The following is a 12,308-nucleotide window of genomic DNA, read 5'->3' as shown; positions in this document are numbered from 1 at the left end:
AAGGCTGCTCGAAGAAGCGCCCGATGACCGCCCCGTCCCGGCCCTGCCGGATCGATCAGCCGGCGGCAGGCGACAGGGCGCGGATGATCGTCACGACCGCGGCCCGCGCCGCCTCCAGCCCGTTTGCGGTGTCGATGACATAGTCGGCGCGGGCGCGCTTCTCGGCGTCCGGCACCTGCTTGCGACGGATCGCCGCGAACTTCTCCGCCGTCATGCCGGGGCGCGCCAGCACGCGGCTCGCCTGGACGTCCGCCGGCGCGGAGACCACCGCCACCTTGTCGCAGCGCGCCTCGGCGCCGGTCTCGTAGAGCAGCGGGATGTCGAGAACGGCGAGCGGCGCGCCCGACGCCCGGGCGGCGTCGAGGAAGGCCGCCTCCTCCTCGCGCACCAGCGGATGGACGAACGCCTCGAGCCGCTTCAGCGCGTCCGCGTCACCGAGAACTTGCCCGGCCAGCGCCTGACGGTCGACGACCCCGTCGATGACCGTCCCCGGGAACGCCGCCTCGATCAGCGGCGCCGCGCGGCCGGCATAGAGCCGGTGCACGGCCGCATCGGCCGAATGCACCGGCACGCCCTCGGCCTCGAACATGGCCGCGGTGGTCGACTTGCCCATGCCGATCGAGCCGGTGAGGCCGAGGACGATCATGGCGCCAAGCCCGCCCCGGTCATTCGTTGATCGCAAGGACGATCCGCCAGTCGCCGGGCTCCTCGGTGTCCCAGTGCTCGCGGTGCAGGGTGTAGTGGCAGGTGAACTCCAGCGCCGCCTCGCCGTCCTCGCGCTCCTGACGCCAGGCAAGCGTCACGAAGGCTGCCGGTCCCGACAGCACGGCCTGAAGGACGTCATAGCTCGACCGCACGATCTCCTCCCGCTCGAAGACGTCGAGCAGCGCGTCGACGTTTTCGGCGAGATCCTCGGCGTCGGTGAAGACGTTACCCCGCCCCGCCTGCCAGATCGTCGCAGGGAAGGCGAAGCAGTCGACGATGCGGTCGGTGTCGAAGTCGTCGAAGCCCTCGGCATAGGACCGGAAGACCGCATCGACCGCAGGATCGAGCGCGATTGTGAAGCCGCCGCCATCCTCCGCCACGTCAGACCCCGCTGTTGATGTCGGCGACGAGCCGCGCCCGCAGCGCCTCGGTTACGGCCGGCCGGCCGCCGAACCAGCGCTCGAACCCCGGCACCGCCTGATGCAGGAGCATTCCGAGACCGTCGGCGAAGCGCAGGCCGCGCTTCTCGGCCGCCAGCAGCGTCGGCGTCATCAGCGGCGTGTAGACGATGTCGGTCACCAGCGCATGGTCGGGCAGAGTGGACAGGTCCGGCAGCGTCTGCGGGAACCAGGCAGGCGTCTCGTCGTCGGGATCCTTCGGCGGGATCGGCGTCGTGTTCACCAGGAGATCGGCCCCGGCGAGGACCGATGCCCGTGCGCCCTCGCCATGCGCCGCGACCTTCGCGCCGAAGCGGCCGGCCAGCGCCTGCGCCCGCGCCTCGGTGCGGTTGACGATGTCGACGCGCCTGACGCCGCGCTCGAGGAGCGCGTGGACGACCGCCCGCGCCGCGCCGCCAGCGCCGAGCACCACCGCCGTCTCGGCATCGGCCCAGCCGGACAGGCGTTCGTCGAGATTGGCCGCAAATCCATACGCATCCGTGTTGCCGCCGGTGAGGACGCCGTCCTCGAACCAGAGCGTATTGACCGCGCCCGTCGCCTCGGCGGCGGCGTCCCGCCGCTCCACCGCCTCGAAGGCTGCGACCTTGTGGGGGATCGTGACGTTGCCGCCGACGAAGCCGGCGTCCGTCAGCCCGCCGAGGAAGTCGCCGATCTCTTCCGGCGGCACGCCCATGCGGACATAGGAGCCGGCGAGGCCGAGCTCGGCGAGCCAGGTGCCGTGGATCATCGGCGAGCGCGAATGCCAGACCGGCCATCCCGTGACGAAGGCCTTCGGACCCTCGCTCTGCGCCCGGCCGCGGTTCGGATCGAAGATCGATCCCTCCCCGCGCGGGCGCTCGGCGCCGCTCACATACGGCGTCGGCACCCAGTCGGCATCCGCATCAGCCATCGATCTCCCCCCGCGCCCGCAATTCCTTCATCAAGGGCAGGATCGGCAGGCCGATGATGGTGAAGAAGTCGCCCTCGATCCTCTCCATCAGCTGGATCCCTTCCTTCTCGATCTGGTAGGCGCCGACGCTGGTCAGCACCTTCTGCCCGACCGAGGCGAGATAGCGGCCGATGAAGCCGGGGTCGAGGGTGCGGAGGGTGATCTGCGCGGTGGAGACATGGCGCCAGGTGACCTGCCCGTCCTCGACCAGCACGACCGCCGAGTTGAGGCTGTGGGTCCGGCCGGAGAGCTTCAGCAGCGTCCGGCGCGCCTCCTCCATATTGGCCGGCTTGTGGAAGATCTCCTCGCCGAGCGAGAGCGTCTGGTCGGCGCCGATGACGATCTCGCCGGGATGACGCTCGGAGACGTCGCTCGCCTTCGCCTCGGCGAGGATCTGCGCCACGTCGTCCGGCCCGACGCCGGTCCCCGTCAGCGGCGCCTCGATCGCCCGCTCGTCGAGCGTCGCGCTCTCGCAGGTGAAGTCGACGCCGGCGTTCTTCAGAAGTTCGCGGCGGTGGATGCTGCCGGAAGCGAGAACAATGCCCTTCGCCATGCCGGATTTCCTCCAATTTTAGGAAAATCTTTACGTCCGGGGTGCTCCATAGCGTCGTGGCCGCGGAAAGGCCACCGCAAGCGGCGGGACTCGATTCGGGGGTCCGTGGCAAGCCACGGATTTCGCAACTCCCGGGATTCTCGGGCGCCTGTGGGTTAAGGACGGGTAAACTGGGAGAACCGCGAGGCGCTTCCTCGTTCCTGTTCATGAAACCGTCGTCATCCACATTCGCATCCGCGCGGCGCTTGTGAGCGGCGGGCCTGGGAACTGTGGAGAAGTGCGGCGGCAAGCGGGGCGAAGTCCTTCCTCCATTCCTCAGGCTGATCGATCCGGACGCCGGCCAGACGGCTGACTCCGCTCGCCTATTCCGAGTCCTGCCCGATCTTCACACGCGCCCGCCGGATCGGCTGCCGGACCGTGCTCTTATGCCTGCGGCGATGGACCGATTTGCCGGCCTCTGTGGATTCCGGCTATCCACCGACTCATAGAATCAAAAATCCTTCTCTAAAGGATTCTTTTCTGATGGGAGCCGGACACCGATGGCGCGCAACCTGATCCGTGTCCTCGAGGGCGAGAGCCTCTCGCCGCCTCCGGTCTGGCTGATGCGGCAGGCCGGGCGCTATCTCCCGGAGTACCGGGAAACCCGGGCGAAGGCGGGCGGGTTCCTCGACCTGTGCTACGATCCTGACTTTGCGACGGAGGTGACGCTCCAGCCGATCCGCCGCTTCGGCTTCGACGCCGCGATCCTGTTCTCCGACATCCTGGTCATCCCGGACGCGCTCGGCCGCGACCTCGCCTTCGTGGCGGGCGAAGGCCCGAAGCTGCGGCCGCTGCAGGTCGAGGAGATCGAGCGGCTGGATCCGAGCCTTGCCGAGACGCATCTCGCCCCGGTCATCGCGACGGTCGGCCGGCTGCGCTCCGAACTGCCGGACGAGACGACGCTGATCGGCTTCTGCGGCGCGCCCTGGACGGTCGCGACCTACATGATCGCCGGTCACGGGACACCGGACCAGGCGCCGGCCCGGCTGTTCGGCTATCGCCATCCGCAAGCGATGGAGAAGCTGCTCTTCCTCCTCGCCGAGATGAGCGCCGACTATCTCATCCGCCAGCTCCAGGCCGGCGCGGACTGCGTCCAGATCTTCGACAGCTGGGCCGGCGTCCTCGACGAGGCGTCCTTCGAGGCCTTTGCCGTCGCACCGGTGCGGCGCATGGTCGAGAAGGTCCGCGCCGCCATCCCCGGCGCCAAGATCATCGGCTTCCCCAAGGGGGCGGGCGCGCTCCTGTCGACCTATCGGCAGAAGACCGGGGTCGATGCCGTCGGGCTCGACTGGTCGGTGCCGTGGAGCCAGGCGAAGGCGATGCAGACGGACGGCGCCGTCCAGGGCAATCTCGACCCGCTGCGGCTGATCGCCGGCGGGCGGGCGCTGGAGGAAGGCGTCGACCGGATCCTGGAGGCGCTCGGCGACGGCCCCTTGATCTTCAACCTCGGCCACGGCATCACCCCGGACGCGCCGATCGCGCATGTCGAGGCGCTTCTGAAGCGGATCCGGGGATGATCCGCCCGAACTGACGGCGACCCCTTCGGGCGCCGGAGCGGGATCGCGAAGGGGAAGACACCATGAAGAACGCCGTCATCGCCCTCGCCGTCACGATCGTCATCGCCGCGCTCCTCTTCTGGCTGGTGCCGGGCGACTACAATTCGACGGGCTATCTCTGGATCAAGTCCGTCCACATCTTCTCGGTGATCGCGTGGATGGCCGGCATGCTCTATCTGCCGCGGCTGTTCGTCTACCACGCCGAGGCGGGGCCGAAGACGCCGCAGTCCGAGACCTTCAAGGTCATGGAGAAGCGGCTGCTCAAGGGCATCGTCAATCCGGCAATGATCGGCACCTGGGTCGCCGGCGTCTGGCTCGCGGTGAAGGGCGACTGGTTCACGCCCGGCAATGGCTGGCTGCACGCCAAGATCGCGCTGGTGGTCGTGATGTCGGGGATCCACGGCATGCTGTCGGCGGCCGTGCGCCGCTTCGCCGAGGACCGCAACACCCGCTCTTCGCGCTACTGGCGCATCATGAACGAGGTGCCGGCGGTTCTCCTGATCGCGATCATCATCCTCGTCGTCGTCAAGCCGTTCTGACCATGCGCCTCGTCCGCCGCCTCGGGCGCGGCGGGCGCGTCGACGGGTATCTTTTTGGCGACAGGCGCTAGATCCTGGCGCCTGACATGAAGCCAGGGAGGATGCACGAGATGACGGGAGAGGACAGGCCGACGGCTCTGGTGGTGATGGGACCCTCCGGCGTCGGCAAGACCACGACGGCCGAAGGCCTGGCGGAACGCCTCTCCTGGCCCTTTGCCGAAGCCGACCAGTTCCACCCCGCCGCCAATATCGAGAAGATGACCAGCGGCATTCCGCTGAACGACGACGACCGGGCTCCCTGGCTGGCGGCGATCCGCGACTGGATTTCGGCGCAGGCGGATCAGGGCATCTCCACCGTCCTCACCTGCTCGGCGCTGAAGCGACGCTATCGCGACGTGCTGCGCCAGGCGCATGCGCGGGTCCGCTTCGTCTCGCTCGTCGCCGATCCCGAGCTCGTCGCGGGCCGGCTCGCCCACCGCAAGGGGCATTTCATGCCGGCCTCGCTGCTGACCTCGCAATATGCCGATCTCGAGCCGCTGCAGCCGGACGAAGACGGGGTGAACGTCACCGTCTCCATGCCGCCGGAAGAGGTGGTCGACGCGGTGCTGAAGGATCTCGGCATCGGCTGACGCAGAGCTTCGCACCCTGCCGGTCGGGCCACGGCTGGTCCAGCCGGTCCTGCCAGTACAGGCTTCAGCGCCAACGTCGGCTCGTCGCTGATCGCGCTCGACGTCTGGCATTCACGCTTTGCGCCTTCGTTTCCTTTGCCGGCGGTCGACCTTCGGCCCCGTCCTGGTGGGATTCAGGCCGAAATCCGCGTCAGCCTCTTGCGCCGCGGCCAGGACGCGGCTATCTCTTAGGGAGCATCCCGCCTCCAAGGGCGCAGCACGGCCCGGTCCGTCGCGCCCGACTTGTCGAGACCCATCGCAAGTTTTCCGGCTGAAGCGTTCCCTTAAGACCTTCCCTGCCTCGTCCGACCTTTCGAGTTTCGGACCACAGCCCAAGAGCCCATCACCCGCATGAAACTTCAGGACCTGAAGAACAAGAGCGCCCCCGAACTGATCGCGTTCGCCGAAGAGAACGAGGTCGAGAACGCCTCGGTCCTGCGCAAGCAGGAACTGCTCTTCGCGATCCTGAAGCAGCTCGCGGCCCAGGAAGTCGAGATCGTCGGCGAGGGCGTCGTCGAAATCCTGCAGGACGGCTTCGGCTTCCTGCGCTCGCCCGAGGCCAATTATCTGCCGGGCCCGGACGACATCTACATCTCGCCGTCGCAGATCCGGAAGTTCCAGCTGAAGACCGGCGACACGGTCGAGGGCCCGATCCGCAGTCCTAAGGAAGGCGAACGATACTTCGCGCTTCTGAAGGTCAACACGATCAACTTCGACGACCCGGAGAAGATCCGCTACAAGAGCCACTTCGACAACTTGACGCCGCTCTATCCGAACGAGCGCTTCAAGATGGAGCTCGAGGACCCGACCTCGAAGAAGGACCTGTCGGCCCGGGTCATCGACCTCGTCGCGCCGCTCGGCAAGGGCCAGCGCGGCCTGATCGTCGCGCCGCCGCGTACCGGCAAGACGGTGCTCCTGCAGAACATCGCCCATTCGATCACCGCCAACCATCCGGAATGCTACCTCATCGTGCTGCTCATCGACGAGCGGCCGGAGGAAGTCACCGACATGCAGCGCTCGGTGAAGGGCGAGGTCGTCTCCTCGACCTTCGACGAGCCGGCGACGCGCCACGTCGCCGTGGCCGAGATGGTCATCGAAAAGGCCAAGCGCCTGGTCGAGCACGGCCGCGACGTCGTCATCCTGCTCGATTCGATCACCCGCCTCGGCCGCGCCTACAACACCACCGTCCCCTCCTCCGGCAAGGTGCTGACCGGCGGTGTCGACGCCAACGCCCTGCAGCGCCCGAAGCGCTTCTTCGGCGCGGCGCGCAACATCGAGGAAGGCGGCTCGCTGACGATCATCGCGACGGCGCTGATCGATACCGGCAGCCGCATGGACGAGGTGATCTTCGAAGAGTTCAAGGGCACCGGCAATTCGGAGATCGTGCTCGACCGCAAGGTCGCCGACAAGCGCGTCTACCCCGCGATGGACATCCTGAAGTCGGGTACCCGGAAGGAAGACCTCCTGGTGCCGCGCCAGGAGCTGCAGAAGATCTTCGTCCTGCGCCGCATCCTCGCCCCGATGGGCACCACCGATGCGATCGAATTCCTGAACGACAAGCTGAAGCAGACGAAGTCGAACGCCGAGTTCTTCGATTCGATGAACACCTGAGGCGGCCCCGGCGTCCGGCACGCTTCGACAGAGCATGACAAGCGGCGGTCCTATGGGCCGCCGTTTTTCGTTTCAGGGCCCGCGCGGCGCCCTGGAAGAGCCTTGCGCGGATGCGGGAGGGCCGCCGAGGCTTGATCGGGATCGTCGGCGGCGCATGTGACGGTCGGCGCCGCCCCGCGCTTTGCGCGCGCGCCGCAGTCAGCCGGATCAGCAAGGAGACCGAACATGATGCGCAAACCGGAGGGAGCGCGAGAAGCGCGCGTCGCGGTCGTCACCGGAGGTGGCCGCGGTCTTGGCCGCGCGATGGTGCTGGGGCTCGCTGGAGCCGGTCATGCCGTCGTCGCGACGGCGGCGCGCGAACGGGCGGAGGTGGAGGCCGTGGCCGAGGAAGCGCGCGCGCTCTGCGGCGAGGAGCGGGTCCTGCCGCTCGTCGCGGATGTGACGCGGCCGGATGACTGCGCGGCGGTGGTCGATGCGGCGACGCGCCGCTTCGGGCGCATCGACATTCTCGTCAACAATGCCGGGCGCGGCATGAAATATGTCAGCGAGCGCTTCCTCACCGAACCGACGCGGTTCTGGGAGACCGATCCGGAGACCTGGAAGATGGTCATCGACACCAATGTCAACGGCCCGTTCCTGATGGCGCGCGCCGCCGTGCCGGCCATGGTCGCTGCGGGCTGGGGCCGCATCGTCAACGTTTCGATGAACCGCGAGACCATGCGCCGCCGCGGCTTCTCGCCTTACGGCCCGTCCAAGGCGGCGCTGGAATCGGAGACGATCATCTGGGCGCAGGATCTCGCCGACACCGGAGTGACGGTGAACGCGCTCCTTCCGGGCGGCGCCAGCCTCACCGGCATGATCCCGGAAGGGGTCTCGGAGGAGGCGAAGGCGAAACTGATCGATCCGGCCGTCATGGTGCCGCCGCTGCTCTGGCTCGCTTCCGCCGAGTCCGATGGCGTCACCGGCCGCCGCCTGATCGCGACGAAATGGCAGTCGGAGCTGTCCGGCGCCGCGGCGGCGGAGGCTGCAAGCGAGCCGGCCGGCTGGTGACAAGGGGCGCGGGCGAGTGTCCGGCTTGACGCGCGGCCCGCGAGCGCCGACCAGTAGGAGCGACAGCCGAAGGGGACATGATGAGCGACAAACCCGCAGCCGTGCAGCGCGTCGAGGCCGCGGCCGAGGCGAAGGGCATCCGGATCAAGGTCGTGAAGACCGAGCAGAGCGCACGCACCGCGGAGGAAGCGGCCGCGGCGGTGGGCGCCGAGGTCGGCCAGATCGTCAAGTCGCTGGTGTTCCGGGGCGTCGACAGCGGCAAGGCCTATCTGCTGCTCGTCTCGGGCGCGAACCGCGTCGAATCGTCAAAGGCGATGGAGCTGACCGGGGAAGCGCTGGAGCGGCCGGATGCCGCCTTCGTGCGCGAGGCGACCGGCTTTGCCATCGGCGGCGTCGCTCCGCTCGGCGGCACCGGCGACCTCTCGGTGATCATGGACGAGGACCTCTTCCGCTACGCCACCGTCTGGGCGGCGGCGGGCACGCCTAACCATGTCTTCGAGGTCGTGCCCCTGCAGCTCAGGAGCGCCACCGGCGCGGTCGTCGGCGCGGTGCACTGAGGCTCTTTGCCGCCGCGGTTCGAGAGGAAGCCTTCGAAGGCCCGGCCGGCCGGGCGTCAGTCCCTCAGCCGGCGTGTTCCGCGCGCAGCCAGGCGCTCAGGGCCGACCAGTCCTTCGTCCCCACCGCTTCCGCCACGCGCCGGCCGATCGCCGCGCCGAACTTGTAGGCATGGCCGGAGCAGGCGGAAACCGCCAGCAGCCTATCCGCCACATGGGAATAGAAGCGCTCGTCGCGGGTGAAGGTGTAGGCGCAGGTGACGAGCTCGCGGATGTCGTATTCGTCGAGCCGCGCGAAGGGGACGGCGAAGGCGTCGAGCAGCGGCTGCGCCTCTTCGCGCGTCGCGGTCCGGTTCGCCTCCGGGTCGTCCGCCCGCCGCTTCACGATGCTCGCACCGATCTTCATGCCGGCGCCGCGGACATCGGGCAGCGCATAGCCTTCGGACGGCCCGCCGATCGAGACGATGGCGGGCGCCGCACGCCAGGCGGCGGCGAGATCCTCCGGCGGCGTCAGATAGGCGACGAAGGTGCGGTAGACCGTGAGGTCGTGGGCGAGCTCCGGGAGAAGGCCGGTGGTCCACGCGCCGGCGGTGACGACGACATGGTCGCCGGAGAGCCGCTCGCCGTCGGCCAGCGTCACCGTTCCGGCGGCGCGGTCGAATGCGCCGACCCTGGCGCCGGTGCGAAGCGTCGCGCCGGAGCGCTCGAGCCAGTCGGCGAGGCCGGCGGCAATCTCACGGCACATCAGCGCCCCGCCTTCGCGCGTCAGGAAGCCGTAGCGGATCGCGTCCGGATCGACGAACGGGTAGCGTTCCGCCGTCTCCTGCGCGTTCATGCGCTCGTAGGACGTGCCGGCCGCGTCGAAGCCCTGCCGGAAGACATCCGCCTCGTCGCCCTCCGACTGGCAGAGGCCCATGACGCCGGCCTCGACATAGTGCGAGGCGCCGAGATCGGACCACAGCTCGTCCCAGGCGTCGAAGGCCTCGTCGATCAGCCGGCCATAGCCGCTCCTCGCGCCATAGGCGCGGCGGATCATGCGGTGGCGGTCGCCGGACGCGGCGAGTGGCGACGGGATCGTTTCCGCCTGTTCGAGGAGGGTGACGGCGTGGCCGCGCTTCGTCAGCGCCCAGGCGGTGGAGAGGCCGACGATGCCGGCGCCGACGACGATCACATCCATGCAATGACCCATCTGCGGTGAAGGGGGCTGTCAGCGGCTCGCCAACGCGGTTTCCCGCTGGCAGCCGTTCGAGCCTCTCTTATCCGCCCTTGCGCAGCAATCCGGCAAGAGCGTCCGGATCGGTGACGGGTGCCCGGCAGACGCGGCACTCGCAGACGAAGGCTGCGGGCAGCCGGGTCGGATGAACGGAGGCCAGCGGCAGGTCCTGCGGCAAGTCGCCGGGGCTTGCGGCGGCAAGGTCGAGCCGGTCGAGATCGACGCTCGCGCGGGCGACGGCGCGCATCGCCTGGAAGGGGCCCTCGCCCGCCCGACCGATCAGCCCCAGTTCGCTGCCGCGGCGCAGGCGACCCGTCGCGGCGATGAGGCCGGGAAAGCCGGCAGCGCCCGTTCCGACGCGCCCCGCGGCAAGCTCTGCCGCCGCTTCCGCCTCTTCAGCCACGGCGATCGAGCCGCTCGCCTGCGCGAGCATCGCCAGCCCCTCGACGACCTGCGCGCTGCCGCTCGGGACAGCCTCGTCCTGATCGCCCCGCAGCCGCATGATGACGTCGCCGGAGTCGGAAGCGTTCAGGAAGTGGCCGCCGTCCCCATCGGCGTGCCAGCGCTTTAGTTCTCCGGCTAACCAAAACGCTTTTTGACGGAAAGCATCGTCGAGCGTGGCCGAAAACAGGGCGACGGCCGCCTGGATCAGCGCGCCGTAGTCGGAGGATAGCGCAAGTCCGGCCGTGCGTCCCGCTCGCGCCGCATGCCGCAGCCGCCCATCCACGACCATTTCGTCCATGACGAAGCCGAAGGCCGTCCGCGCCAGATCCAGCGCCTTCGGATGATCCAGCGCGACGGAGACTTCGGCGAGCGCGCGGATCGTCATGCCGTTCCAGTCAGCCAGCACCTTGTCGTCCCGCCCGGGTGCCGCGCGCCGACGCCGCAGCTCGAGCAGCGCGGCCCGCTCGTCTGCAAAGGCGGGATCAGTGGACCGCGCGCCCGGATGGAGGCGATGGAGGATCGACTTTCCCTCCCAATTGCCGCCCGCGGTGACGTCGTAGACGCGCTTGAAGCCCGCCGCCGCATCGCCGAGCGCGGCATCGACCTCTGCCTCCGTCCAGACGTAGTAGGCGCCTTCTTCGGCATGGCCGGAGGCGTCGAGACTGTCGGCGTCGAGCGAAGCCGCGAAGCCGCCGCCCTTCACCAGCATCTCCCGCTCCAGCCAGTCGATGGTCTCTCCGATCCGCGCCTTGAAGAGCGGCTCGCCGGTCATCCGCCAGGCCCAGGTCAGATGCCGCAGGAACTGCGCATTGTCGTAGAGCATCTTCTCGAAATGCGGCACCAGCCACCGGTCGTCGGTGGAGTAGCGGTGCAGGCCGCCGCCGAGATGGTCGTAGATGCCGCCGCAACAGAGCGAGCGCACGGTCTTCAGGAAGGCGTCGCGGGGCTCGGTCGAGCCGGTTTCGAAGGCCGAGCGGGCGAGAATCTCCATATAGGGGGCGTTGGGGAATTTCGGTGCGCCGCGCATGCCGCCGCGCACCGGGTCCATCATCTGGCCGATCCGGGCGGCCGCGGGCGCGACGTCGAAGACGGAGAGCGGCCCGGCTGCTGCGGAGCGCGAGAGGAACTCCGACAGCCTGTCGGCGATCGTGCCGGCGCTTCCGGCGATCTCGTTCCGCCGTTCGGCCCACGCCTTTGCCACCGCCTCCAGCACCTGTACGAAGCCGGGCCGGCCGAAGCGCGGCTCCTTCGGAAAATAGGTGCCGCCGAAGAAGGGCTTGCCCTCCGGCGTCAGGAACATGGTCATCGGCCAGCCGCCCTGCTCGCCGAGCGCGTGGAGGGCGGTCATGTAGAGGTGGTCGACGTCGGGGCGTTCCTCGCGGTCGACCTTCACATTGACGTAGAGCCGGTTCATCACCGCCGCGACGGCCTCGTCCTCGAAGCTCTCATGCGCCATCACATGGCACCAGTGGCAGGCGGCATACCCGACCGAGAGCAGGATCGGGCGATCCAGCGCCTTGGCCTCGGCGAGCGCCGCATCGGACCATTCGCGCCAATGCACCGGATTGTCCCGGTGCTGCTGCAGATACGGGCTGACGGCGTCGCCGAGCCGGTTGCCTTGCGTCTCGCTCATGGGCGGTGTTCCCTCGTCGACGCAGGCAAGGCTAAGGCAGTCTCCAGCGAGGGGAAGAGCCGGGCGGGTTCGCGATCGTCTCGGGGACCGCGAACGCCGGTCGATCTGGACGGCTCGGGAGCCGGATCACGGGGACCCAGATCGCAATGCGGCGCCTGGCCGGTCTCGACGTCTCCGCAGGCCGCTCGAGCTGTCCGAATGACTCGTACGGGCCAGAATGTGACCGCCTCGTCACATCCGTCGCAATTCTGCATCGCATTTAGTGATCTGCTCGTCCGGCGTCGCCAACCGGCTTGACGGCGTGTCGCGTCGCAAGCAAGCACCGAAGCGTCACTTACAAGCCCCCGACGAACCGGC

12 protein-coding genes are annotated in these 12,308 nt (G+C 68.8%); 6 read left to right on the top strand and 6 right to left on the bottom strand.

Annotation, left to right across the window (positions count from 1 at the left end):
* Positions 1 to 55 precede the first annotated feature (55 nt).
* The 4 genes from coaE to AB5S17_RS07105 are packed head-to-tail and all read right to left on the bottom strand — an operon-like array spanning position 56 to position 2,644.
* Positions 56 to 646, bottom strand: coding sequence for a dephospho-CoA kinase (gene coaE, locus AB5S17_RS07120; protein ID WP_369237654.1), 591 nt, complete (start codon positions 644 to 646; stop codon positions 56 to 58).
* A gap of 19 nt (positions 647 to 665) precedes the next feature.
* Positions 666 to 1,085, bottom strand: a complete 420-nt coding sequence (locus tag AB5S17_RS07115) for a hypothetical protein (protein ID WP_369237652.1) — start codon at positions 1,083 to 1,085, stop codon at positions 666 to 668.
* Position 1,086: 1 nt separating this feature from the next.
* Positions 1,087 to 2,052, bottom strand: a complete 966-nt coding sequence (locus AB5S17_RS07110; protein WP_369237650.1) for a shikimate dehydrogenase — start codon at positions 2,050 to 2,052, stop codon at positions 1,087 to 1,089.
* On the bottom strand, positions 2,045 to 2,644 hold the full coding sequence (locus tag AB5S17_RS07105; protein WP_369237648.1) for a Maf-like protein: 600 nt from the start codon (positions 2,642 to 2,644) through the stop codon (positions 2,045 to 2,047). Before AB5S17_RS07105 ends, AB5S17_RS07110 begins: the two co-directional genes overlap by 8 nt.
* 539 nt (positions 2,645 to 3,183) lie before the next feature.
* Between AB5S17_RS07105 and hemE the strand changes: the two genes are divergently transcribed.
* From hemE to AB5S17_RS07075, 6 genes are all read left to right on the top strand, one after another.
* Positions 3,184 to 4,200, top strand: a complete 1,017-nt coding sequence (gene hemE / locus AB5S17_RS07100; RefSeq protein WP_369237646.1) for a uroporphyrinogen decarboxylase — start codon at positions 3,184 to 3,186, stop codon at positions 4,198 to 4,200.
* Between the two features lie 62 nt (positions 4,201 to 4,262).
* A complete protein-coding gene (gene hemJ / locus AB5S17_RS07095) occupies positions 4,263 to 4,778 on the top strand; it encodes a protoporphyrinogen oxidase HemJ (protein ID WP_369237644.1) in 516 nt (171 codons plus the stop codon).
* 110 nt (positions 4,779 to 4,888) lie between these two features.
* The gene (locus AB5S17_RS07090) at positions 4,889 to 5,407 is read left to right on the top strand and encodes a gluconokinase (RefSeq protein ID WP_369237642.1); all 519 of its coding nucleotides are present in this window, start codon (positions 4,889 to 4,891) and stop codon (positions 5,405 to 5,407) included.
* 381 nt (positions 5,408 to 5,788) lie between these two features.
* A complete protein-coding gene (rho, locus tag AB5S17_RS07085) occupies positions 5,789 to 7,057 on the top strand; it encodes a transcription termination factor Rho (RefSeq protein ID WP_369238314.1) in 1,269 nt (422 codons plus the stop codon).
* Positions 7,058 to 7,282: 225 nt separating this feature from the next.
* Complete coding sequence (locus AB5S17_RS07080; RefSeq protein WP_369237640.1) at positions 7,283 to 8,107, top strand: SDR family NAD(P)-dependent oxidoreductase; 825 nt, start codon at positions 7,283 to 7,285, stop codon at positions 8,105 to 8,107.
* An 80-nt stretch (positions 8,108 to 8,187) separates the two neighbouring features.
* On the top strand, positions 8,188 to 8,664 hold the full coding sequence (locus AB5S17_RS07075; RefSeq protein WP_369237638.1) for a YbaK/EbsC family protein: 477 nt from the start codon (positions 8,188 to 8,190) through the stop codon (positions 8,662 to 8,664).
* A 64-nt stretch (positions 8,665 to 8,728) separates the two neighbouring features.
* On the opposite strand, the gene AB5S17_RS07070 is transcribed toward AB5S17_RS07075, so the two are convergent.
* Both AB5S17_RS07070 and AB5S17_RS07065 read right to left on the bottom strand, forming a co-directional pair.
* On the bottom strand, positions 8,729 to 9,838 hold the full coding sequence (locus tag AB5S17_RS07070) for an NAD(P)/FAD-dependent oxidoreductase (RefSeq protein ID WP_369237636.1): 1,110 nt from the start codon (positions 9,836 to 9,838) through the stop codon (positions 8,729 to 8,731).
* A 79-nt stretch (positions 9,839 to 9,917) separates the two neighbouring features.
* Positions 9,918 to 11,951 carry a thioredoxin domain-containing protein gene (locus tag AB5S17_RS07065; protein ID WP_369237634.1) on the bottom strand — a complete coding sequence of 678 codons (2,034 nt, stop codon included), beginning with the start codon at positions 11,949 to 11,951 and terminating at the stop codon, positions 9,918 to 9,920.
* Positions 11,952 to 12,308 lie beyond the last annotated feature (357 nt).

Origin of the sequence: Jiella sp. M17.18 (assembly GCF_041027365.1) — a bacterium.
GTDB lineage: Bacteria > Pseudomonadota > Alphaproteobacteria > Rhizobiales > Rhizobiaceae > VKMB-3413.
The sequence above is the reverse complement of the archived record's forward strand: the minus strand, read 5'-3'. Positions and strand labels throughout refer to the sequence as shown.